The organism is Bradyrhizobium sp. LVM 105 (assembly GCF_003957705.1).
Lineage (GTDB): Bacteria > Pseudomonadota > Alphaproteobacteria > Rhizobiales > Xanthobacteraceae > Bradyrhizobium > Bradyrhizobium frederickii.
In genome coordinates this window covers 25,721-49,137 of sequence record NZ_QZMV01000013.1, presented here as the reverse complement: position 1 = coordinate 49,137, position 23,417 = coordinate 25,721, and the positions used below count along the sequence as shown (strand labels likewise).

At 66.0% G+C, this 23,417-nt stretch carries 21 protein-coding genes and 1 pseudogene; 15 read left to right on the top strand and 7 right to left on the bottom strand.

Annotated elements, in window-relative coordinates:
• The first annotated feature begins 12 nt into the window (after positions 1-12).
• Positions 13-897 (top strand): 4-(cytidine 5'-diphospho)-2-C-methyl-D-erythritol kinase, encoded by an 885-nt coding sequence (locus D6B98_RS28860; RefSeq protein ID WP_164718935.1) that lies wholly within the window; start codon positions 13-15, stop codon positions 895-897.
• Positions 898-1,018: 121 nt separating this feature from the next.
• Here the strand turns inward: D6B98_RS28860 and D6B98_RS28855 are convergent, their stop codons facing one another.
• From D6B98_RS28855 to D6B98_RS28845, 3 genes are all read right to left on the bottom strand, one after another.
• On the bottom strand, positions 1,019-1,894 hold the full coding sequence (locus D6B98_RS28855) for an alpha/beta fold hydrolase (RefSeq protein WP_126260426.1): 876 nt from the start codon (positions 1,892-1,894) through the stop codon (positions 1,019-1,021).
• The gene (locus D6B98_RS28850; RefSeq protein ID WP_126260425.1) at positions 1,887-2,519 is read right to left on the bottom strand and encodes a LysE family translocator; all 633 of its coding nucleotides are present in this window, start codon (positions 2,517-2,519) and stop codon (positions 1,887-1,889) included. The genes D6B98_RS28855 and D6B98_RS28850 overlap by 8 nt, the downstream gene beginning before the upstream one ends.
• 312 nt (positions 2,520-2,831) lie before the next feature.
• The gene (locus D6B98_RS28845) at positions 2,832-3,839 is read right to left on the bottom strand and encodes a polyprenyl synthetase family protein (protein ID WP_126260424.1); all 1,008 of its coding nucleotides are present in this window, start codon (positions 3,837-3,839) and stop codon (positions 2,832-2,834) included.
• Positions 3,840-3,971: 132 nt separating this feature from the next.
• Here D6B98_RS28845 and D6B98_RS28840 point away from each other — a divergent pair, with 132 nt between their 5' ends.
• The 6 genes from D6B98_RS28840 (at position 3,972) to glyS (ending at position 9,636) form a co-directional block, all read left to right on the top strand.
• Positions 3,972-4,199: a putative signal transducing protein gene (locus D6B98_RS28840; protein ID WP_126260423.1), complete on the top strand. Its 228-nt coding sequence runs from the start codon at positions 3,972-3,974 to the stop codon at positions 4,197-4,199.
• Complete coding sequence (locus tag D6B98_RS28835; protein ID WP_126260572.1) at positions 4,192-4,953, top strand: tRNA1(Val) (adenine(37)-N6)-methyltransferase; 762 nt, start codon at positions 4,192-4,194, stop codon at positions 4,951-4,953. The genes D6B98_RS28840 and D6B98_RS28835 overlap by 8 nt, the downstream gene beginning before the upstream one ends.
• A gap of 215 nt (positions 4,954-5,168) precedes the next feature.
• Positions 5,169-6,077 (top strand): S49 family peptidase, encoded by a 909-nt coding sequence (locus D6B98_RS28830; RefSeq protein ID WP_126260422.1) that lies wholly within the window; start codon positions 5,169-5,171, stop codon positions 6,075-6,077.
• 105 nt (positions 6,078-6,182) lie between these two features.
• Complete coding sequence (locus tag D6B98_RS28825) at positions 6,183-6,374, top strand: hypothetical protein (protein WP_126260421.1); 192 nt, start codon at positions 6,183-6,185, stop codon at positions 6,372-6,374.
• Between the two features lie 209 nt (positions 6,375-6,583).
• A complete protein-coding gene (locus D6B98_RS28820) occupies positions 6,584-7,522 on the top strand; it encodes a glycine--tRNA ligase subunit alpha (RefSeq protein WP_126260420.1) in 939 nt (312 codons plus the stop codon).
• A complete protein-coding gene (gene glyS / locus D6B98_RS28815) occupies positions 7,522-9,636 on the top strand; it encodes a glycine--tRNA ligase subunit beta (protein ID WP_126260419.1) in 2,115 nt (704 codons plus the stop codon). The genes D6B98_RS28820 and glyS overlap by 1 nt, the downstream gene beginning before the upstream one ends.
• 275 nt (positions 9,637-9,911) lie before the next feature.
• Here the strand turns inward: glyS and D6B98_RS28810 are convergent, their stop codons facing one another.
• Positions 9,912-10,265 (bottom strand): DUF1236 domain-containing protein, encoded by a 354-nt coding sequence (locus D6B98_RS28810; RefSeq protein WP_028134910.1) that lies wholly within the window; start codon positions 10,263-10,265, stop codon positions 9,912-9,914.
• A gap of 224 nt (positions 10,266-10,489) precedes the next feature.
• Here D6B98_RS28810 and D6B98_RS28805 point away from each other — a divergent pair, with 224 nt between their 5' ends.
• The 4 genes from D6B98_RS28805 to D6B98_RS28790 all read left to right on the top strand — a co-directional run bounded on the left by D6B98_RS28805 (position 10,490) and on the right by D6B98_RS28790 (position 15,738).
• A complete protein-coding gene (locus D6B98_RS28805) occupies positions 10,490-10,645 on the top strand; it encodes a DUF3096 domain-containing protein (RefSeq protein WP_008562090.1) in 156 nt (51 codons plus the stop codon).
• 96 nt (positions 10,646-10,741) lie between these two features.
• Positions 10,742-13,681 carry a pyruvate, phosphate dikinase gene (gene ppdK, locus D6B98_RS28800; protein WP_164718934.1) on the top strand — a complete coding sequence of 980 codons (2,940 nt, stop codon included), beginning with the start codon at positions 10,742-10,744 and terminating at the stop codon, positions 13,679-13,681.
• Between the two features lie 158 nt (positions 13,682-13,839).
• Positions 13,840-14,157, top strand: a complete 318-nt coding sequence (locus tag D6B98_RS28795) for a hypothetical protein (protein ID WP_164718933.1) — start codon at positions 13,840-13,842, stop codon at positions 14,155-14,157.
• 126 nt (positions 14,158-14,283) lie between these two features.
• Positions 14,284-15,738 carry a cell wall hydrolase gene (locus D6B98_RS28790; RefSeq protein WP_164718932.1) on the top strand — a complete coding sequence of 485 codons (1,455 nt, stop codon included), beginning with the start codon at positions 14,284-14,286 and terminating at the stop codon, positions 15,736-15,738.
• A gap of 166 nt (positions 15,739-15,904) precedes the next feature.
• On the opposite strand, the gene nadC is transcribed toward D6B98_RS28790, so the two are convergent.
• From nadC to nadA, 3 genes and pseudogenes are all read right to left on the bottom strand, one after another.
• Positions 15,905-16,780: a carboxylating nicotinate-nucleotide diphosphorylase gene (gene nadC / locus D6B98_RS40695; protein WP_135167794.1), complete on the bottom strand. Its 876-nt coding sequence runs from the start codon at positions 16,778-16,780 to the stop codon at positions 15,905-15,907.
• A gap of 24 nt (positions 16,781-16,804) precedes the next feature.
• Positions 16,805-18,397: pseudogene (locus tag D6B98_RS40690) on the bottom strand (L-aspartate oxidase); the annotation flags it as partial.
• Positions 18,398-18,480: 83 nt separating this feature from the next.
• Positions 18,481-19,587, bottom strand: coding sequence for a quinolinate synthase NadA (gene nadA / locus D6B98_RS28775; RefSeq protein ID WP_126260415.1), 1,107 nt, complete (start codon positions 19,585-19,587; stop codon positions 18,481-18,483).
• Between the two features lie 332 nt (positions 19,588-19,919).
• On the opposite strand from nadA, the gene D6B98_RS28770 reads away from it, so the two are divergent.
• From D6B98_RS28770 to D6B98_RS28755, 4 genes are all read left to right on the top strand, one after another.
• Entirely contained in the window at positions 19,920-21,173 is a 1,254-nt protein-coding gene (locus tag D6B98_RS28770) for an MFS transporter (RefSeq protein ID WP_126260414.1), read from the top strand.
• Between the two features lie 41 nt (positions 21,174-21,214).
• Positions 21,215-22,201, top strand: coding sequence for an acrylyl-CoA reductase (NADPH) (gene acuI, locus D6B98_RS28765; protein ID WP_126260413.1), 987 nt, complete (start codon positions 21,215-21,217; stop codon positions 22,199-22,201).
• 113 nt (positions 22,202-22,314) lie between these two features.
• Positions 22,315-22,914 (top strand): hypothetical protein, encoded by a 600-nt coding sequence (locus D6B98_RS28760; protein ID WP_126260412.1) that lies wholly within the window; start codon positions 22,315-22,317, stop codon positions 22,912-22,914.
• A 165-nt stretch (positions 22,915-23,079) separates the two neighbouring features.
• The gene (locus tag D6B98_RS28755) at positions 23,080-23,325 is read left to right on the top strand and encodes a DUF6894 family protein (protein WP_126260411.1); all 246 of its coding nucleotides are present in this window, start codon (positions 23,080-23,082) and stop codon (positions 23,323-23,325) included.
• Positions 23,326-23,417: the final 92 nt, after the last annotated feature.

Below are 23,417 nucleotides of genomic sequence, written 5' to 3'. Positions count from 1 at the left end.
GGCGTGTCGCCGATGCCGGCGTTGATCGAAGAAGGGCGGGCCAAGGTCAACTTGAGCCTTCGCGTGGTCGGCCGTCGTGCCGACGGCTATCATGATCTCGAAAGCGTGGTCGCGTTTGCCGACTGCGCCGACCGGCTGTCGCTGGAGCCGGGCGGCGAGCTGAAGCTCACCACCACCGGGCCGCTGGCCGCGGCCTGCGGGGAGACGTCCGACAATCTCGTGGTCAAGGCCGCCAGGCTGCTCGCCGAGGCGGTGCCTGGCCTGAAGCTCGGCGCGTTCGCGCTCGACAAGGTGCTGCCGGTGGCCGCCGGCATCGGCGGCGGCTCGGCCGACGCTGCGGCGGCGCTGCGGCTCCTGGCGCGTCTCAACGATCTCTCGCTCGACGATCCCCGCGTTCAGAAGGTCGCGCTCGCGACCGGCGCCGACGTGCCGGTGTGCCTCATCTCGCGCGCCTGCGACATGACCGGCGTCGGCGAGCAGTTGTTGCCGCTCGCGCTGCCCAGCATGGCCTGCGTCATGGTCAATCCGCGCGTGCCGGTCGCGACCAAGGACGTGTTCCAGGCACTGGGGCTGCGCAACGGTGAATTGCTGGTCGGCGTCACCGACGTCATCCGCGCTCCGGCCTGGCCGGAAGAGGGCGGATCGATAGCCGATTGGGTCGCAGTGCTCGAACGCGTTCCCAACGATCTCGAAGCGCCTGCGCTGCGCATCCAGCCCGTGATCGGCGAGGTGCTGGAGGCCTTGCGCGACTCCGCCGGCGTCAAGCTCGCCCGGATGTCCGGCTCGGGCGCGACCTGCTTTGCGATCTATGGCGGAGCAAACGAAGCGCATGCCGCCGCGGAAAGGATTCGTCGCGATCACCCCGGCTGGTGGGTGCATGCGGGGACGTTGAGCTAGTAGCGACGCTGCGTAGTGCCGTAGGGTGGGCAAAGGCGCACAGCGCCGTGCCCACGTCCATCCAAGATGCGCGATGAGAGTGGTGGGCACGCTTCGCTTTGCCAACCCTACCGCAGTTGAGCTAGCCGTTGTCCTCAGCCAGTCCCAGAAACCGCCTGATCTCGCCCAGCACCTCCCGCGGCTTGTCGTGCTGCAGCCAATGGCCCGCACCGGCGATGGTCTCGACGCGCGCCTCTCGGAAATAACGCTCCAGGCCTGCGGCCCTGGCGCCGGCGAGAAAGCTTTCGCCGGCATTGAGCAGCAAGGTCGGGCAGCCGATGCGTGACCACAGCGCGACGTGATCGTCCGGCCAGAGCCGGTGCGGCGCCGATGCCCGCTGGTACGGATCGAACTTCCAGCTGTAGCTGCCGTCCTCATTCTGTCGTGCGCCGTGGGTGGCGAGATGCAGCGCGAGGTCGCGGGCGAGCCGCTTGTTGTGAAGCACCATCTGCGCCGCAGCGTCTTCGAGGGTCGCGTAGCGGCGGGGCGTGCGGTCGTGCAGCCTGTCGAGCTGGCCGACCCATTTGCCGATGCGCTCATGCGCCGCCGGCTTCGGCGTGTCCGGCAGCATGGTCACGCCGTCGAGCACCACCAGCTTCGAGACCTGTTCAGGGAATGATCCTGAAAAGATCAGGCTCACCATGCCGCCCATCGAATGGCCGATCAGAGTGACCTGAGGCGCTGCGATGACGCGGACGAGCTGGGTGAGATCGTAGACATATTCGGTCAGGGCGTAGCTGCCGCCTTTGGTCCAGTCCGAATCGCCGTGGCCGCGCAGGTCCGGAGCGATCACGTGGAAATGCGGCTGCAACGACCGGGCGATGACGTCCCAGCTCCGGCAATGATCGCGGCCGCCGTGAACCAGGATGAGGGGCGGCGCGCTCTCATTGCCCCAATCGGCGTAATGCAGCCGCAGGCCGTGCGATTCATAGAAGCGGCTCTGCGGGGTGCTAGCCATTGGCCGGCCGCCGCGCCAATGCAAGCGACAGGCCGAGGCCCGCGATGAAGACGCCGGAGCCCTGGGCGAGACGCCGCACCAGATGCGGCCGTCCGATCAGCTGCGTGCGGGTTGCGGAGGCCATCAGCACCACGACGACATCGGCGAGCGTGTTCAACGCCACCGAGATCGCACCCAACATGATGAATTGCAGGGTGGGGTTCGATCCCGCGGGATCGAGGAATTGCGGAATGAAGGCGAGGAAGAACGCGGCGGTCTTCGGGTTCAGCGCCTCGACCAGCACGCCGTCGCGGAACGCGCGCTCGTCGCCGACAGGCTCACTCTCGAGCGACAGCGCTTGGCCGGCGCTCCGAAACGTCTTGATGCCGAGCCAGACCAGATAGAGCGCGCCGACGAATTTGACGGCGGCGAACAGCTCGGCGCTGGCGAGGATGATTGCGGAGATGCCGAAGCTGCCCGCCACCACATGAACCAGCCCGCCCAGCGCCGTGCCCGCGGTCGAGGCAAAGCCGCTGGCGCGGCCCTCGGACAAGGTTCGTGCCGCGACGTAAAAGATGCCGGGGCCGGGAACGGCGGCGATGAGACAGGCTGCGGCCAGGAACAGCCAGATATTGGTTTCGATCATCCTGTTTTCGTAGCGCAGCGGACCGCGATTGCAAGTCTTCAGGTTCGAACGCCCCCTCGTTTAATCCATGCGGCGGAAGATCACGCTGGCATTCACCCGCCGAAGCGTCGCTGCGCGCTCCAGTCGATCACCGTCACCCTGAGGCGGCCGCTGCTTCAGCGGCCCGCGAAGGGCGACGACCCGGCTGCAGCCTCGGTCGTGCATCCGTCGAGGCTCGGCCCGGGACGCGTTGCGTCACAGGCGTCGCGCCTCAGGATGTCGGGGCGAATTACAGAGCAAGAGCGGATTGCGCGTGCGGCCGAAGCGCCGCGCTCAGTGCGACCGCGCCAGACAGAACGCCACCACCTGCTCCAGCGCGCTCTTCATCGGCGAGGACGGGAACAGCGCCAGCGCGTCGACGGCCATGGCGCCGTAGTGCTGGGCGCGGCTCAACGTATCCTCCAGCGCGCGGTGCTTGTTCATCAATCCGAGGGCGTGATCGAGATCGCTGTCGCCGATCTCGCCGCGCTCCAGCGCCCGGATCCAGAAGGCGCGCTCGGTGTCGTTGCCGCGGCGGAAGGCGAGCACGACGGGCAGCGTGATCTTGCCCTCGCGGAAATCGTCGCCGGTGTTCTTGCCGAGCTTGGCGCTCTTGCCGCCATAGTCGAGCACGTCGTCGACGAGCTGGAAGGCGATGCCGAGATTCATGCCGACCGAGCGGCAGGCGGTCTGCTCGGCCTTCGGGCGGTTGGCGATGACGGGGCCGACCTCGCAGGCGGCGGCGAACAGCTCGGCGGTCTTGCCGCGGATCACGGCGAGATATTCGTCCTCGGTGGTCGCGGTGTTCTTGGCGGCGGCAAGCTGCATCACCTCGCCCTCGGCGATGGTGGCGGCCGCCGCGGAGAGGATGTCGAGCGCGCGGAGCGAGCCGACCTCGACCATCATGCGGAAGGCCTGGCCGAGCAGGAAGTCGCCGACCAAGACGCTCGCCTCGTTGCCCCAGAGCATGCGCGCCGACAGCTTGCCGCGGCGCATCTCGCTCTCGTCCACGACGTCGTCGTGCAGGAGCGTGGCGGTATGCATGAACTCGACGGAGGCAGCGAGCTTGATGTGGCCGTCGCCGGTGTAGCCGGCGAGGTTGGCCATGGCGAGCGTCAGCATCGGCCGCAGCCGCTTGCCCCCGGAGGAGATCAGATGGTTGGCGACTTCCGGGATCATGGTCACGTCGGAACCGGTCCGCGACAGGATCGTGGCGTTGACGCGCTCCATGTCAGGGGCGACAAGGGCAACGAGCTGTTCGATCGACGCGCCGGGAGTTTCGAAAGGTACGATGACGGCCACGCCGGTCTCCAATATTTGCCCCGGAAGGGCTATTCTGACGGAAAGACAATAGAAACTGGCGGCGGATGCGGCAAGTGCTGCGGAACCATTGACATTTGCCGTTGCCCCGTTTTCAGGCAGGAGACCTGCGATTTGCGTGAACTGGTGCGGACCAACGATATGGTGCTGGTGTCGGCGATCGGTGCGCTGCTCGATGGCGCCAATATCCATCATCTGGTGCTCGACCAGAACATGAGCATCATCGAGGGCTCGCTCGGTATCCTGCCGCGGCGGATCCTCGTCCATGAGGACGACGCCCAGGAGGCGAGGGAACTCCTCACCCAAGCCGGCCTCAGCCACGAACTGCGCGGCGATGAGTGAGGCGGCAGATATTACCGAGGACGCCTTTCTCGGCGGACAGTTGCGCCTGAAGCAGAAGCGGTCCGGCCATCGCGCCGGGCATGATGCCATCCTGCTCGCGGCGGCAACCGAGGCCCGCCCCGGAGATCGCGTGGTCGATTTCGGAGCCGGCGTCGGTACGGCCGGGCTGGCGCTTGCCCGCCGCGTCCCTGGTATCGCCCTCAGCCTGGTCGAGATCGATCCGGAGCTGGCCGAGCTCGCGCGCGGCAACGCGGCGGCAAATGCGATTGCCGCCGAGACGATCGTGCTCGACGTCACGGCCGGTGCCGAGGCCTTTGCGTCGAACGAACTGTCGCCCGACAGCGTCGACGTGGTGCTGATGAATCCGCCCTTCAACGATTCGGCTCGGCATCGCGGCTCACCCGATCAGGCGCGTCACATCGCGCATGTGGCGACGGAGGAGACTCTGCATGCGTGGGTGCATGCAGCGCGCCGCATCCTCCGATCGAACGGCGTGCTGACATTGATCTGGCGTGCGGATGGCATCGCCGATGTCCTGGCGGCATTGTCGCGCGGCTTCGGCAGCCTCTCGATCCTGCCGGTTCACGGCGAAGCGGGGCGGCCCGCGATCCGCGTGCTGGTGCGTGCGGTCAAAGGTGGCCGGGCCCCGACGCGATTGCTGCCGGGCCTCATGCTCAACGACGAATCAAATGTGCCAAGGAATGAGGTGAAAGCTATTCTGGAGGGACGGGCGGCGTTGCCGCTGGAACCGTGATGGCTTACTGCGGCAGCGATTCCGTCTGCTGCTCTGGCGCAGATGTGAAGCGAATCGCCGTGAAAAGCGCACCGATCAGCAGCAACAGCAGATAGATCTTCATGGCGTTTCCTCCGCCGTCTATTGCAGCTTCCCAACGGGTATTCTGCAAAACACGTTCCAGGCACTTTCAATGACACTCGCGTGATAAGAAATGGTTAATCAGAGGTAATGGCATGGCCGAACAATTGAGCGATCGTGAGAGTTCCGGCCTAGCCGACAAGCTCATGCAATATCTGCCGGCGCGCTTCCGCCCCGGCACCACGGTGGTGCCGGTGGTGCGGCTCTCCGGTGTGATCGGAGCGGTGACGCCGCTGCGCCCGGGTCTGACGCTTGCGGGAATCGCCAGGGTGCTTGAGCGCGCGTTCTCGTATCGTCACGCCAAGGCGGTGGCGCTGGTGATCAATTCGCCCGGCGGCTCGCCGGTGCAGTCGCGCCAAATCTATCTGCGCATCAAGCAGCTCGCGGCGGAGAAGAAGCTGCCGGTGCTGGTGTTCGTCGAGGACGTTGCGGCCTCCGGCGGCTACATGATCGCCTGCGCCGGCGACGAGATCATCTGCGATCCCTCATCGATCCTCGGCTCGATCGGCGTGGTCGGCGGCAGCTTCGGCTTCCAGGAGGCGATCAAGCGGCTCGGCATCGAGCGGCGCCTCTACACATCAGGCGAGCATAAGGCGATGCTCGACCCGTTCCTGCCCGAAAATCCGGACGACGTCGCCAAGCTGAAGGCGATCCAGCGCGAGATCCACCAGATCTTCATTTCGCTGGTGAAGGAGAGCCGCGGTGCGCGCCTCAAGGGCTCGGACGATACGCTGTTCACGGGCGAATACTGGGCCGGCGACAGTTCGGTCGCGCTGGGACTTGCCGACAGCATCGGCGATCTGCGCTCAACTCTTCGTGCCCGCTATGGCGAGAAGGTTCTCACCCCCGTGATCGCGCAGCCGACCGGGCTGCTGTCCGGTCTCCTGGGACGGAAATCGCCCGGCGCCGGGCAGCTTTCGGCGCTGGAAACGATGGCCGGGCTGCCGGACGATCTGATCTCGGCGGTCGAGACGCGGGCGATCTGGGCGAAATTCGGGTTCTAGCCGGCGCCGTCCCGCGCCATTTCGCCCCTCGCCATGCCAATTGCGGCGCGGCCCGGACTGCGCGAGAATGCTCACGGGGGCTGAGCACTAGACAAGGATCGACCGATGCCGCCGTTCGTCGCTTTCGCGGGCGTGCTGGGTGGGCTTGCCGTGGTCCGCTGGGCCTACAAGACCGCTGTCAAAATCAACCAGGAGCTGGAGGAGATGCGCCTGTCGCGCGTCGCCGAGACCGCCCACGTGGGGGATATCCAGACGCTGAAACGTGACCCCGTGACCGGAGCGTACAGGCCGGGTTAGGGGCACTCCGCTCAATCGTCATTCCGGGGCTCGCGAAGCGAGAACCCGGAATCGTCGAACCACGGAGCGAGCGGCGCAATGGATTCCGGGCTCGCCCTGCGGGCGCCCCGGAATGACGGCCGAATCCGCCCCCTTTGCCTTGATTCCCACCCCCGCCGTCGATACGGTCCCGCGCGATTCAAAACCCCCCGCGAGAGCCTGATCTGACGATGGACGCCTCCTTGCCCGCCCATATGCGCCCGGAACGCTCGTTCCAGGGCTTCATCCTCGCGCTCCAGCGGTTCTGGGCCGAGCAGGGCTGCGTGATCCTGCAGCCCTACGACATGGAGATGGGCGCGGGCACCTTCCATCCGGCGACCACGCTGCGCGCGCTCGGGCCGAAGCCCTGGAACGCCGCCTATGTGCAGCCCTCGCGCCGGCCCAAGGACGGCCGTTACGGCGAGAATCCGAACCGGATGCAGCACTACTACCAGTTCCAGGTGATCATGAAGCCGTCGCCGCCGAACCTTCAGGAGCTGTACCTGAAGTCGCTCGCCGCGATCGGCATCGATAGCGCCGTGCACGACATCCGCTTCGTCGAGGACGATTGGGAGAGCCCGACGCTGGGCGCCTGGGGCCTCGGTTGGGAGTGCTGGTGCGACGGTATGGAGGTGAGCCAGTTCACCTATTTCCAGCAGGTCGCCGGCTTCGAATGCGCGCCGGTCGCGGGCGAGCTCACCTACGGGCTCGAGCGCCTCGCGATGTATGTGCAGGGCGTCGACCGCGTCTACGACCTCAATTTCAACGGCCGCGATGGCGATCAGAAGGTCACGTATGGCGACGTCTTCCTGCAGGCCGAGCAGGAATATTCGCGGCATAATTTTGAGTATGCCGACACCGCGATGCTGTTCGAGCAGTTCAAGATGGCGGAAGCGGCCTGCAAGAAATATCTCGACGCCGGCTGGCGCGAAGGCGGCAATCGGAAGCAGCACCTGATGGCGCTGCCGGCCTACGACCAGTGCATCAAGGCGAGCCACGTCTTCAACCTGCTCGACGCGCGCGGCGTGATCTCGGTGACCGAGCGGCAGAGCTACATTCTTCGCGTGCGCGAGCTGGCAAAAGCCTGCGGCGAGGCCTGGATCCATACTGAAGCGGGCGGAGCGGCCTGATGCCCGATCTTTTGCTTGAACTGTTCTCCGAAGAGATTCCCGCGCGCATGCAAGCCAAGGCGGCGGACGATCTGCGCCGCCTGGTCACCGACAAGCTCGTCGCCGAAGGCCTCGTTTACGAGGGCGCGAAGGCGTTCGCGACGCCGCGCCGCCTCGCGCTCACCGTGCACGGCATCCCGGCGCGCCAGCCCGATCTGAAGACCGAGCGACGCGGCCCGAAACTCGGCGCGCCCGATGCGGCCGTGCAGGGCTTCCTGAAGGCGACCGGATTGAAGTCGCTGGACGAGGCAAAAATCCAACGCGATCCCAAGGGCGATTTCTACATCGGCTTGATCGAGAAGCCCGGCCGCGATGCGATCGACGTGCTCGCCGAAATCCTGCCCGTCATCATCCGCACCTTCCCCTGGCCGAAATCGATGCGCTGGGGCGCGCGTTCGGGCAAGCCCGGCTCGCTCAACTGGGTGCGTCCGCTGCACGCGATCACCGCGACGTTCGGGCTCGAGACCGAAGAGCCTGACGTCGTGAAGTTCTCGGTCGACGGCATCGAGACCGGCCAGACCACGTACGGCCATCGCTTCCTCGCGCCGGCGCCGATTCAGGTGCGCCGCTTCGAGGACTACGAAGCAAAATTGCTCAACGCCAAGGTCGTGCTCGACCCCGAGCGCCGCAAGGACGCGATCCTCACCGACGCCAAGCAGCTCGCGTTCGCGCAAGGCTTCGAGCTGGTCGAGGACCAGAACCTGCTCGACGAGGTCGCAGGCCTGGTCGAATGGCCGGTCGTGCTGATGGGCTCGTTCGAGCCGGAGTTTTTGGCGACGCCGGGCGAAGTGATCCGCGCCACCATCCGCAACAACCAGAAATGCTTCGTGGTCAGCGATCCCAATACGGGCAAGCTCGCCAACAAGTTCATCCTGGTCGCCAATATCGAGGCGAGCGATGGTGGTGCGACCATCATCGCCGGCAACGAGCGCGTCATTCGCGCCCGGCTGTCGGATGCGAAGTTCTTCTACGAGACCGACCTGAAGACGAAGCTCGAGGAGCGTCTGCCGAAATTCGAGCAGATCGTGTTCCACGAGAAGCTCGGCACCCAGGCCGCGCGCATCAAGCGCATCGAGCGCCTCGCCGCGGAGATCGCGCCGCTGGTCGGCGCCGATGTCGCCAAGACCACGCGTGCTGCGCGTCTGGCCAAGACCGACCTGCTCACCGAGGTCGTCGGCGAATTCCCCGAGGTGCAGGGCCTGATGGGCAAGTACTACGCGCTTGCCCAGGGCGAGGATGCCTCCGTCGCCGCCGCCTGCGAGGAGCACTACAAGCCGCAAGGCCCTGCCGATCGCGTGCCGACCGATCCGGTCAGCGTCGCGGTGGCGCTCGCCGACAAGATCGACACGCTCGTCGGATTCTGGGCCATCGACGAGAAGCCGACGGGCAGCAAGGACCCGTACGCGCTGCGCCGCGCGGCGCTGGGGGTGATCAGGCTGATTCTTGAGAATCAGATCCGTCTCAATTTGTGGAAAGTGATTCAGACGTTTGTCGTGACCTTGCTTGAGGACCACGAGATAAAATCAGTAGCAAGCCCGATTGAATTCGCTCCGGTCCTCCTCGCCTTCTTCGCCGACCGCCTCAAGGTTCAGCTTCGCGAGCAGGGGGCGCGGCACGATCTCGTCGATGCCGTGTTCGCGCTCGGCGGCCAGGACGACCTGCTGATGATCGTCCGCCGCGTCGAGGCGCTCGGCAAATTCCTCGACACTGACGACGGCAAGAACCTGCTCGCCGGCACCAAGCGCGCCAGCAACATCCTTGCGATCGAGGAGAAGAAGGATAAGCGCAGCTTCGACGGCGCACCCGATGCCGCGCTCTATGGCCTCACTGAGGAGAAGGCGCTGGCGAAGGCGATCGACGAAGTGAAGGCGGAAGCCGGCGCCGCCGTCGCCAAGGAAGACTTTGCCGCCGCGATGAGCGCGATGGCCAAGCTGCGTCCGCCGGTCGATGCGTTCTTCGACAAGGTTCGCGTCAACGACGACGACGCCAAGGTGCGCGAGAACCGGCTGAAGCTGCTGAACGAGATCCGCAGCGCCACGCGTGCGGTGGCGGATTTCTCGAAGATCCAGGATTGAGGCGCAGTAGCGCAACAAGCACAACCGTCATTCCGGGGCGCGCCATTTGGCGCGAGCCCGGAATCCATTTTTCCTCATCACGTGTGGCACGATGGATTCTCAGGTGCGCAAGTGCGCACCATAGCTCGCGCTTCGCGCGCCCCGGAATGACAACCGCGCACAAAAGTGCCCCGCCCGGCGGGGGGAAGACCGGGCGGGGCCTGATGTCCGATTGAACTGCTCGCGCCAGCCTGATGTGACGCGCCGGACATCTAGTCGAACTCACTTGGTCGGTCTCAGTCCAGCACCTCGACGATGCGGCGCGAGCGCGGCTCGACCAGCACTGTCTCGCCGTTCACGACGGTGTAGCGATAGGTGGTGGCGCCGAAACGTTGCGGAACGTCATAATAGGTGACGCCCGCCTCGGGTAAGGTGGTGCCGACTACGACACGATCGGGAATGCTGAAGGCCGGCACACGCTGTTCGACGACGTAATCGCGGAAAGCCGGCCGCTGCTCGACTGCGATGGTTGGGCCGCTGTCGACCACGGCGGGCGCGCGTCCGACGGTGACACTGGTTTGCGCCTGCGCCGCCAGAGGCGAGCCGATCGCGGCCGCGAGCGCTGCAAGAGCAAGAATCCTGTTCCGCATGGACAACTCCTTCGAGGTGATGGTTCGGACGCGCAAGTGGCGCGACCGGTTGCCAATGCATGCGTGTTGGCAATGTTCCGGGAAAAGCCCTGCCGCATTCGCGGCAATTTCAGGCAGTTTTCGTGGGCGCCGGAACCTGCATCACCCGTTGCGCGTCTCTACTCGCGGAACCGGGAGGGATATGATCCGCCCGCGATTCGCCCCCCTCCACAGAAAGATAGTTCATGCACATCACCGTCGCCCACATTTCGCCGATCCTGTCGTTGATTGCGGGTGTGCTCATCCTGATCATGCCGCGGCTTCTGAACCTGATCGTCGCGATCTTCCTCATCGTGAACGGCGCGATCGGGCTTGGGCTCCTGAAGTGGCTCCGCTTCTAGGCGTTCACTTTTCGGAACTGTCCGACTTGCGCGGGCCCGCCCAAAGTGGTGTAAGGCCCGCGATTTCCCATTCCTCTCGCAGGTTGTGTGCAAGCTATGGCCAAAGCCGCCTCGAAGCCCAAGAAAATCCCAGCGAAAATGCCAGCGAAATCAAAGTCCTCCGCCGCCGCGAAGGCCGCGCCGCCGGCCCGCAAGGCGCTGGCCAAGAGCGCGCCGAAGCCGGTCGCCAAAGCTGTTGCCAAGCCCGCAGCAAAGCCGGCGGCAAAGGCTGTGACCAAGGCGGCTCTGCCGAAGGTCGCTGCCAGGCCCGCTCCGAAGAAGGCTGCGCCCGCGAAGGCGGCGCCAGCCGCGGCCAAGGCCGGCAAATGGGTTTACACGTTCGGCGACGGCAAGGCCGAAGGCCGGACGGAGATGCGCGACCTGCTCGGCGGCAAGGGCGCCAACCTCGCCGAGATGGCCAATCTCGGCCTGCCGGTGCCTCCGGGCTTCACCATCCCGACCTCGGTCTGCACCTACTTCTACGCCCACGGCAAGACCTATCCGAAGGAGCTGCAGGCGCAGGTTGAGAAGGCGCTCGACCATGTCGGCAAGCTGACCGGCAAGATCTTCGGCGACACCAGGAACCCGCTGCTCGTCTCGGTGCGCTCCGGCGCGCGCGCCTCGATGCCGGGCATGATGGACACCGTGCTCAACCTCGGCCTCAACGACCAGACCGTGGAAGCGCTGGCCGAATTGTCGGGCGACCGGCGCTTCGCCTATGACAGCTATCGCCGCTTCATCACCATGTACTCCGACGTGGTGCTCGGCTTCGAGCATCATCACTTCGAGGAGATCCTCGACACCTTCAAGGACAGCCAGGGCTATACGCTCGACACCGATCTGTCCGCCGACGACTGGGTCGATCTGGTCGGCAAGTACAAGGACGCGGTCGCGCGCGAGACCGGCAAGGACTTCCCGCAGGATCCGCACGACCAGCTCTGGGGCGCGATCGGTGCGGTGTTCTCATCCTGGATGAATGCGCGCGCGGTAACCTACCGCAAGCTGCACGACATTCCGGAATCCTGGGGCACCGCGGTCAACGTGCAGGCCATGGTGTTCGGCAACATGGGCGAGACCTCGGCGACCGGTGTTGCCTTCACCCGCAACCCCTCGACCGGCGAGAGCAAGCTCTACGGCGAGTTCCTGATCAACGCGCAGGGCGAGGACGTGGTGGCGGGCATCCGCACGCCGCAGGACATCACCGAGGAAGCGCGGAAGGAATCGGGTTCCGACAAGGCGTCGATGGAATCGGCGATGCCGGAGGCCTTCAAGGAGCTGACGCGGATCTACACGCTGCTCGAAAAGCACTACCGCGACATGCAGGACATGGAGTTCACGGTCGAGCAGGGCAAGCTGTGGATGCTGCAGACCCGCGGCGGCAAGCGCACCGCGAAAGCCGCGCTGCGCATTGCGGTCGAGCTCGCCAATGAAGGCCTGATCTCGAAGAAGGAAGCGGTGACGCGGATCGATCCGTCGTCGCTCGATCAGCTCTTGCATCCGACCATCGATCCCAACGCCAAGCGCGACGTGATCGCGACCGGCCTGCCGGCCTCGCCCGGCGCGGCCTCCGGTGAGATCGTGTTCTCCTCGGATGAAGCGGCCAAGCTTCAGGCCGATGGGCGCAAGGTGATCCTGGTCCGCATCGAGACCAGCCCGGAAGACATCCACGGCATGCACGCCGCCGAAGGCATCTTGACCACGCGCGGCGGCATGACCTCGCACGCGGCGGTCGTCGCCCGCGGCATGGGCAAGCCCTGCGTCTCCGGCTGCGGCACCATCCGCGTCGATTACGGCCGCGGCACCATGAGCATCGGCTCGCGCACCTTCAAGACCGGCGACGTCATCACCATCGACGGCTCGCTCGGCCAGGTGCTCGCCGGCCGCATGCCGATGATCGAGCCGGAGCTGTCCGGCGAGTTCGGCACGCTGATGAACTGGGCCGATCAGGTCCGCAAGATCGGCGTCCGCGTCAACGGCGACACGCCGGACGACGCCCGCACCGCGATCAAGTTCGGCGCGGAAGGCATCGGCCTCTGCCGCACCGAGCACATGTTCTTCGAAGAGACCCGCATCCGCACGGTACGCGAGATGATCCTCTCCGAGGACGAGCAGTCCCGCCGCGCCGCGCTCGCCAAGCTGCTGCCGATGCAGCGCGCCGACTTCGTCGAGCTGTTCGAGATCATGAAGGGCCTGCCCGTCACGATCCGCCTGCTCGACCCGCCGCTGCACGAGTTCCTGCCGCACACCCACGCCGAGGTCGAGGAAGTGGCGCGCGCCATGAACACCGACCCGCGGCGCCTCGCCGACCGCGCGCGCGAGCTCTCGGAGTTCAATCCGATGCTCGGCTTCCGCGGCTGCCGCATCGCGATCGCCTATCCGGAGATCGCCGAGATGCAGGCGCGTGCGATCTTCGAGGCGGCGGTCGAGGCCGAGAAGCGCACCGGCAAGGCCGTCGGCCTCGAGGTGATGGTGCCGCTGATCGCGACCAAGGCCGAGCTCGATCTCGTCAAGGCGCGGATCGATGCCACCGCACAGGCCGTGATGCGCGAGACCAACACCAAGCTGGCCTATCAGGTCGGCACCATGATCGAGCTGCCGCGCGCCTGTCTGCTCGCGGGCGAGATCGCGCAGTCGGCCGAGTTCTTCTCGTTCGGCACCAACGACCTCACGCAGACCACCTTCGGCATCAGCCGCGACGACGCGGCGAGCTTCCTCGGGACCTACGTATCCAAAGGCATCCTCTCGGTCGATCCCTTCATCGCGCTCGACCAGGAGGGCGTCGGTGAGCTGGTCAAGATCGGCGTCGCGCGCGGCCGCAAGACGCGTCCGAAGCTCAAGGTCGGCATCTGCGGCGAGCACGGCGGCGATCCGGCCTCGGTCGCCTTCTGCCACCATATCGGTCTCGACTACGTCTCCTGCTCGCCCTACCGCGTGCCGATCGCCCGCCTTGCCGCCGCACAAGCCGCGCTCGGCAAGGAGATCGCAAGCCAGGCGTAAGTCGAGCGCAGATGTGAATGCAAAAGAGGCGGGGCCAAAACCCCGCCTCTTTCATTTTGAGCGACGGTCTCTCCTCTCGTCATTGCGAGGAGCCCTTGCGACGAAGCAATCCAGACTGCTTCTGCGGAAAGACTCTGGATTGCTTCGCTGCGCTCGCAATGACGGAGATCGTGGGACGCGCTCGCCACACACTCGCTGTCATCGCCCGGCTCGACCGGGCGATCCAGTACGCCGAGGCAGCACTGATTGAATCGAGAAGCCGCGGCGTACTGGATGCCCCGCTTTCGCAGAGCATGACACCGGTGGTGATGCGGACGCGCTTTGCGCAACGCCGGGAACCACTCGCGCGCCCCGCCATGATACGCGCCGTCAAGAGTTCCTTCACCATTCGCGTTGACCGGTTGTTTACCGCTTCACGTGACGACGCATTTACCAACGCGCAGCATCGCCCCGTGAAAACACCTGTGTTCGCTTGAGTGTGCTGCACGCGCAACGCCGATTAACGCCCCGGCAACCTAAATTGGATACTTACGATAAAGATCGAATTGCACGGATGTACTGCGGCTCGATTTTTCTGGCGTAAGCGTAGCGTGAGCGTGTTGATGTCAGTGTTGCGTAACCATCCGAAGGGCGCGCGGTTCGCGTCCTTCGGCATCGGTCTCTGCATCTTCGCATTGATGCCGAGAGAGACCGGCTATCAGGACATTGCTTCTTTGCTGGCGCGTCAACCCGGCGTCGCCGAGCGTTGGCAGAAGCAGGTGTTCTCCGCGGCGTCCTCGATCCAGCTCGCGACCTACAGTTTTTCGCGCCCCATCGGCACCTCGGTTCCGCAGAGCGCGATGGCGCGCCTCGCGAGCCTCGATGTCCGCGACGTCACCGGCGCGATCAGCCGCAATCCGGCGCTGCAGACCGCGCCGCGCTATCAGGCGTCCGATTTTCCCAAGGTCGATCGCTCCATGAAGGGCGATCGCCTCGCAATTGTTACACCGGGCGAGGCTCCGGAGACGGCCGCGCCCGCGGCAGCACCGGCGCAGGAAGATCCTGCGACGTCGAACAGCTCGGTGTTCGGCGCCAAGACCGCCGCCCTGCCACGGCCGATGTCGCCGGAATCAGCGGCTGCGCTCGACCCCGAGCTTCAGGAAGCGCTGCGCGCGCCGCCGCTGCCGCAATACACCAACGCGCCGCAGGCCAGCGACGCCGCGCGCGCGCTCGCGACCGCGCCGCTCGAGGCGTTCAAGCGGTCTGCAACGGCGCCCGCGCCGTCGCGCGATCCCTTCAGCGTCAAGACCTCGAACCTGTTCTTCGGCAGCTCCTCGCTCGGCGGCAATCTGGAGAGAATCGAGAGCTGGCAACCCGGCGCCGAGCCGCTGATCGTGATGCCCGATCCCGACATGAAGGTGACGGCCGCGCTGACGCCGCCCACAGTGGAGATTGCCAAGGACGTCGAGAGCGGCGAGAGCGTTGCGCCGAAGGGCGAGGTCAATGCCGACAACCAGCGCACGAGGTCGCCGGCGGAACGGCTCGCGCTCGACGACAAGTCGCGCGCCAAGTCCGAGAAGTGCCTTGCCGAAGCGGTCTACTTCGAGTCCCGCGGCGAGGCCGTCCGCGGCCAGATGGCCGTCGCGCAAGTGGTGATGAACCGCGTGTTCTCCGGCAAATATCCGGACACCGTGTGCGGCGCGGTCTATCAGAACAAGCATCGTCATCTCGCCTGCCAGTTCACCTTTGCCTGCGACAACAATACCGACGTGATCCGCGAGCCCGAGATGTGGGAGCGCGCCAAGAAGATCGCCAAGGCCATGCTCGACGGTCAGATCTGGCTGCCCGAGGTCGGCAAATCCACGCACTATCACGCCTATTGGGTGCGCCCGTCCTGGGTCGCCGAGATGAAGAAGATGTACAAGACCGGCGTGCACACCTTCTACCGCCCGCGCGCCTGGGGCGACGGCAGCGAAGAGCCGAGCTGGGGCACGCCGGCCCAGACCGCCGCGCTCTCCGCCGAGCTCGCCCAGCAAGCCAAGAGCTCCGCGGAGTTGGGTGCGAGCGAGCGGAGGTAGCCGTTCAAAAAAAGAGGTCGTCATGCCCGGGCTTGTCCCGCCTGCGCGGCCGTAGCCGCTTCGGCGCGGCGAAGGCCCGGGCATCCACGTTCTCCCTGCAGTGTGGCAAGGCGTGGATGGCCGGGACAAGCCCGGCCATGACGTTGTGGAGGCGTTAGAGTGCCAATCACGCCTCGATATCCAGCGCGCAGTCGAAATTCGGCGCTGAATGCGTCAGGGCGCCGGCCGACGCGTAATCGACGCCGGTCGCGGCGATGGCGGCGATCGAATCGAGCGTGACCCCGCCGGACGCCTCGAGCTTGAGGCGGCCCTCGTTGAGCCTGACGGCCTCCCGCAGCGTCGCAAGATCCATGTTGTCGAGCAGCACGGCGTCGGCGAGCCCGGTGTCGAGCACCTCGCGCAATTGCGACAACGTGTCGACCTCGATCTCGACCTTGACGAGATGGCCGGCGTGGGCGCGGGCGCGCTCCAGCACCGGACGGATGCCGCCGGCGACCGCGATGTGGTTGTCCTTGATCAGGATCGCATCGTCGAGACCGAAGCGGTGGTTGAAGCCGCCGCCGCAGCGCACCGCGTATTTTTCCAGCGCCCTGAGACCCGGCGTGGTCTTGCGCGTACAGCAGATGCGCATCTTCGTGCCTTCGGTGCGCGCGACATAATCCGCCGTCAACGTTGCGACGCCCGACAGGCGGCCGACGAAGTTCAGCGCACACCGCTCCGCGGTGAGAATGGCGCGCGCGGGGCCCGAGATCGTCAGCACCTGCTGTCCGCGTGCGACGCGTGCGGCGTCACGGACATGGGCGCGTACCTCGATGTCGGCCGAGAGCTTTTGCAGCGTCGCGAGCGCGAGCGGCAAGCCGGCGATCACGCCGGACTGGCGCGCGACCAGGACCGCCCGGGCACTGGTTGCTTCCGGGATCGTCGCAAGCGAGGTGATGTCGCCGGCGCGGCCGAGGTCCTCGTCGAGCGCGCGCTGCACGGCCGCGTCGATTGCGAGCGGCGAGATGAAGGCGTCGGGATAGAGCAGTGAGGTCGGGGTCATCGGGGCTTCCTTCAGGCGATCAGGGGGCTGGGCGCTGCGCGGCAATGGCCGCGCGTTCAGGCTTTCGGCGACCTCGCGCGCAGCGGCGAGCGTGGTCATCGTTCGCTGCGCCAGCGCGGGAACATCCGTCGGGTGGTCGATGCGGAAATGCGCGCCGCGGCTTTCGCGCCGGCTCCACGCCGAGGCGGCGACAAGCAGGGCGGACGTTGCCATGTTGCGCAGCGCGATGCTCGTTGCCTCGCGTTCGAGCGTGGCGAAGTGGTGCACGGCTTCCATAAGGCCGTGATCGTCGCGGATCACGCCGACATGGGCGCTCATCATCGCCCGCAGCCGCTTTACGGTTGCGGCATCCGGCGTGCCGCCGCCCGAGGCGATCGGTGCATCGGGAAGGCGGGCAGGCGAGGGGAGCACATGGCCGGCAATGTCGTCCGCGATGCGCGCGGCATAGACGACGGCCTCGAGCAGCGAATTCGAGGCCAGCCGGTTGGCGCCGTGCGCGCCGGTCGACGACACCTCGCCGCCGGCCCAGAGCCCGTCGATCGAGCTGCGGCCGCGGGCGTCTACCGCGATGCCGCCCATATGGTAGTGCGCGGCGGGCGCGATCGGGATGGCTTGCCTCGCCGGATCGATGCCGGCGGCGATGCAGCTCGCATGCACGGTCGGGAACCTGTCGGCGAAGCGCGCGCCCAGCGCCGCCCGTGCATCGAGGAAGGCGCCGCGCCCGGCCGCGATCTCGGCGAACACGCCGCGGGCCACGATGTCGCGTGGCGCGAGCTCCGCGAGCGGATGGCGCGCCGCCATGAAGCGCTCGCCGTTGCCGTTGACCAGCGTCGCGCCTTCGCCGCGCAGGGCTTCGGTGGCGAGCGGCGCCGGATCGCCTCCGGTCATGATCGCGGTCGGGTGGAACTGGACGAATTCGGGGTCGGCGATCACGGCGCCGGCGCGCGCCGCGATGGCAAGGCCCGAGCCGCTGGCTTCGAGCGGATTGGTGGTGACGGCATAGAGATGTCCGATGCCGCCGGTGGCAAGCATCACCGCGCGCGCGGCGAGCAGGAGCGGCCGCGCCGCGGGATTGCCGGCGTCGCGCAATTGAAGCCCGGCGACGGCGCCATCCCCGGTCAAGAGGGCTTCGGCGACTAGTCCTTCGATGACGCGGATCGACGGCGTCCGGCGCACCGCCTCGCTCAAGGCCGCGATGATCGCGGCGCCCGCCCCGTCGCCGCGCACGTGCACGATGCGCCGGGCCGAGTGCGCAGCTTCCCGCCCGACCGCGAGCTTTCCTTCGAGATCGCGATCAAACGGCACGCCATAGGACAGGAGATCGTGAATGCGACGTATGGCCTCGCGTGCAATTCCAAGCGCAACTGCTTCATCGACGAGACCGCCACCAACCGCGACGGTGTCGGCAGCATGCGCCTCCGGCGTGTCGCCTTCGGCCACCGCCGCCGCGATGCCGCCTTGCGCCCATGCGGATGAGGCGCCCTGTCCGAGCGGTGCGGCCGAGATCAGCGTCACCGGCCGCGGCGCGAGTTTCAGCGCGCAGAACAATCCGGCAAGACCGCCGCCGACGATGACGACGTCGTCGGTGCGGGTGAGGTTGTGGATGTTGTTGGTCATAATTCTCTCCGTTCACTCCGCCGTCCCGGATCTGCGCTGCGCTTGTCCGGGACGACAGCTGTGTGTGCTGCTGCTCTTCGCACTCAATTCTTCAGATTGATCATCCGCTCGACCGATCGCCTTGCCCTCTCCGCGAGCGCGGGATCAATCGTCACCTCCTCACGGAGCGTCAGCAGGCTGTCCAGGATGTTCGCGAGCGTGATGCGCTTCATATGCGGGCAGAGATTGCAGGGGCGCAGCATCTCGACGTCGGGCAGCTCGGCGCGCACATTGTCGGCCATCGAGCATTCCGTGATCATCACCAGCCGCCGCGGCCGCCGCTCACGCACCCAGTTGATCATGTGCGCGGTCGAGCCGGTGAAGTCGGCTTCCGCCAGCACGTCCGGCGGACATTCGGGGTGCGCGATGATCTGCACCGAGGGATCGGCCTCGCGGAAAGCACGCAGCTCTTCGCCCTTGAAACGCTCGTGCACTTCGCAGGCGCCCTTCCAGGCGATGATCCTCACGTCAGTCTTCGAGGCCACGTAAGTTGCGAGATAGCGATCGGGCAGGAAGATCACGCTTCGAGCGCCAAGGCTCTCGACCACCTGCACCGCGTTCGACGAGGTGCAGCAGATGTCGACCTCGGCCTTCACCTCGGCCGAGGTGTTGACGTAAGCGACGACAGGAACGCCGGGGAAGCGCTCGCGGAGCAGCCGCACGTCGGCGCCGGTGATGCTGGCGGCAAGCGAGCAGCCGGCGCGTGCGTCGGGGATCAGCACCATCTTGTCCGGATTGAGCAGTTTCGAGGTCTCCGCCATGAAATGCACGCCGCACTGGACGATGATGCCGGCCTTCACCTTGGTGGCTTCGACGGCGAGCTGGAGCGAGTCGCCGCCGATATCTGCGACGCAGTGGAAGATCTCGGGGGATTGGTAATTGTGCGCGAGGATCACCGCGCCGCGGGCGCGCTTCAGCTCGTTGATCGCCAGGATCGTTGGCGCCATCAGCGGCCACTCGATCGGCGGGATCACATGCTTCACGCGCTCATAGAGCGGCGCGGTGGCGCGTGCGACCTCCGGCGTCCATGCCAGTGAGGGCGTCGGCAGCGCGGCTCCCGTTCGTGCCGGTGCGGCACGGGGGGAGGCGGTGACTTGGCCCTGGGGCCGGTTGGCAAAGTCGTCGGGGCCGTAAATTCCAGCGATCGGCATCGAAGCCTCCCTTACAAGTAATTATGCTCAATTTGAGTATATATGAGGCCCGAAAATGCCGGCCGAGAGGCCAGCGCGGATTTCATCGGGTTAAATATACTCAGTCTGAGCAAATCAAACATAGCATGCTCTGCCGGGGATCGCCAGATCCGGCCGCACACATTTCCGTCAGGCCGGGCCGATGCCTCGAGGCCACATCGAAATGCAATGCTCCGGCGACAGCTCCTCGTGGAATGCAACCGTTTTTAGCTTGGGATTTTCATGCAAGTGCATTAAATGGCACGCTCGCGGCGGCGGCTTTGCGACTCCGCCAATGACAGACGAGGAGCACCATGTCGACATCAGCGAGCGAACTTGCTCCGGCCCAGCGTTCCTCCAACTGGCGCACCCCGGCCGTCATCATTCTGTGCGGTTGCGCGATCGGCATGCTCGGCTTCGGTCCGCGCTCGGCGCTCGGCTTCTTCGTGCAGCCGATGAGCCACGAATTCTCCTGGGGCCGCGACGTGTTTGGGCTCGCGATCGCGGTGCAGAACCTGCTGTGGGGCTTGGGGCAGCCTTTCGCCGGAGCCGTGGCCGATCGCTTCGGCCTGTTCCGGGTGATGTGCGTTGGCGCGCTGCTCTATGCCGGCGGCCTGATCCTGATGCGTTACTCGTCGACGCCGCTCTCGCTCAACATTGGTGCCGGCGTCATGGTGGGCTTCGGTCTTGCCGGCTGCTCCTTCAACCTGGTGCTGTCGGCATTCAGCAAGCTCCTGCCGGCCGAGAAGCGCGGTCTTGCGCTCGGTGCCGGCACCGCCGCGGGCTCGTTTGGCCAATTCCTGTTCGCCCCGATCGGCGTCGCGCTGATCGACAATTTCGGCTGGCAGCAGGCGCTCTCCGTGTTCGGCTTCCTGATGCTGCTGATCATCCCGCTGTCGCTGGCACTCTCGACGCCGCCGGTGGCACATTCGGCGAACGCCGCGCCCGCGGATGAGCAGAGCTTCACCAGGGCGCTTGCCGAAGCGTTCGGCCACCGCTCCTATGTGCTGCTGGTGCTCGGCTTCTTCACCTGCGGATTTCAGCTTGCCTTCATCACCGTGCATCTGCCGGCCTTCCTGGTCGATCGCGGCATCTCCGCGCAAACCGGCGGCTGGGTGATCGCGGCAATCGGCTTGTTCAACATCATCGGCTCCTTGAGCGTCGGCTATCTCCAGAACTCAGTGCCCAAGCGCTACATCCTCTCGACCATCTACTTCACGCGCGCGCTGGCGACGCTCGCCTTCATCTCGTTCCCGATCACGCCGTTCTCGGCGATCGCGTTCGGTGCGATCTCCGGCCTGACCTGGCTCTCGACGGTGCCGCCGACCTCGGCGCTGGTGGCGCTGATGTTCGGCACGCGCTGGCTTGCCACGCTCTATGGCTTCGCCTTCGTCAGCCATCAGGTCGGCGGTTTCCTCGGTGTCTGGCTAGGGGGCATCGTGTTCGAGAAATTCGGTTCCTACACGCCGATCTGGTGGCTCTCGATCCTGTTCGGTGTGCTCTCCGCGCTGATCAATCTTCCGATAGTGGAGAAACCGGTGGCTCGGGCGGTTGCGCAGCCGGCCTGATCGGCTAAACATCCACGACAAACAAGTCAGGGAGTTCAGTCGTGGCCACATTCAAGGCGATCCGGATCGACAAGGCGGACAAGGGCACCACCGCCGCGCTCACGCAGTTCGACGAAGCCGAGCTGATGGACGGCGACGTCACCGTCCGCGTGGAATGGTCGACGCTGAACTACAAGGACGGCCTGGCGCTCACCGGCAAGGCGCCGGTGGTGCGCCGCTTCCCGATGATCGCCGGCATCGACTTCGCCGGCACGGTCGAAGCCTCCTCGCATCCGCAGTGGAAGACGGGCGACAAGGTGGTCTGCACCGGATGGGGCATGGGCGAGACCCATCTCGGCGCCTATGCCGAGAAGGCGCGGGTGAAGGGCGACTGGCTGGTCGCGTTGCCGCAAGGGCTCTCGGCGCGCGATGCCATGGCGATCGGCACCGCCGGCTTCACGGCGATGCTCTCGGTGCTGGCGCTGGAGAAGCACGGCCTGTCGCCGAAGAGCGGCCCGGTGGTGGTGACCGGTGCCGCCGGCGGCGTCGGCTCGGTCGCGATCGCCGTGCTCTCGAAGCTCGGCTATCACGTCATCGCCTCGACCGGCCGGGCCTCGGAGGCCGACTATCTGAAGCACCTGGGAGCTGCCGAAATCATCGACCGCAACGACCTGTCGGCGCCGGCCAAACCTCTCGCCAAGGAGCGCTGGGCCGGTGGCGTCGACAGCGTCGGCTCGACCACCCTCGCCAATCTGCTCTCGATGACGCGATATGGCGGAGCGATCGCGGCTTGCGGCCTGGCGGCGGGCATGGACCTGCCGTCCTCCGTGGCCCCGTTTATTTTGCGCGGAGTGTGCCTTCTCGGCATCGATTCCGTGATGTGTCCGATCGAGCCCAGAAGGGCCGCCTGGCAGCGCCTCGCATCCGATCTGGATCGGGCAAAACTTGCTGAAATTACTAAGGAAATTTCGCTGGCCGAGGTTTCGGATTGGGGCGCGAAGATCCTGGCCGGTGAGGTGCGCGGCCGCATCGTGGTAAAAATTGTCTAACGGCGTTCAGACTTTACCAACCAAGCTGCTTCAATGTCGCCATGGTTGGTATGGTAAGCAGCGGGTAAAGAGATAAGGCATCGCCCGCTGCGGGGGTCGGTTCGGAGTTGAGCATGCTTGCGCGTATTGTGTTGGGGGCTGTCACGGCGGCAGCAACGTTTGCGCCGGCCATTGCCGGAAGCATGAACGCCGACGAGGCCCGTCGCTTCGTCGCCGGCAAAGTGTTTGCCTTCACCTGTTTCGACGGCACCCGCGGTGCAGGCCGCATCCTCGACGATCTCGGCGCAGCCGGTGCGGTGCAGTTCTCGGGCGCAGGCCCGGTCAAGCATCTCCGTCTGCCCGGCAATACGCTCCAGATCCGCGGCCAGAACGTCTGCGCCTCGATCAAGGGGATTCCGTTCGAGCCCTGTTTCAACCTGGAAAAGACCGACGATCGCAGCTTCCGCGGCTCCGTGTCGGGCATGGGCTTCGCCTATTGCGACTTCCATCATCAGGGCGGCAACCAGATGCTGATGGCGCGCGCTGCGGCGCGGCCGCGCTCGCTGCGCAGGCCGGAGCACACCGGGTCGGTCAGCCCGGCCAACACCGAGGTCGCCGCGCGCGTGGAGACGCCGCGCGTCGAGAGCAGCCGGCTCGAGCCGGTGAAGGCCGAAGTCAGGTCCGAGCCCGCCAAGAACGAGGCCCCGCTGGAGCTGCGCCGCTCGACCCAGTGAGACGGCCCTGCGGGGCGGCCCGCAACACTTTGTCGACAAAGACCTCCATCGAACACGAAGCCGCCGCGCCGTAGTCATACGGACGGCGGCTTTCATGCGTTGGTAGTTGTTCGCGCTTCAGTTTGCGTACGGCCGGGGGGCGCGGCCCGATAAAAGGGTTCAACGATGTCGCTGTACTTCTTCCGCATCAGTACCGGTCGCTATTCCGGCGCCGCCGACCAGCCGTACGAGTTCGAGGATCGCGCGGCCGCCTGGAACGAGATGACGGAGGTCTGCGCCAACTTGCTCGGCGGCATCGCGCGCAGCCTGAAGCCGAACGCCGAGTGGTGCATGGAGCTGCTCGACGAGAACAAGAAGCCGGTCTTTCGCATCAGCCTCGTCGGCGAGAGCGCCGGATGCAAGGCTTCCTGAACCCGACCTCCAGCTGCAATTTACAACCAAGGCGAGAGAAATTCTCTTCGAGTTCAATCGTTTGTGGTAAAAATCAGTATTTCTGCGAGGGA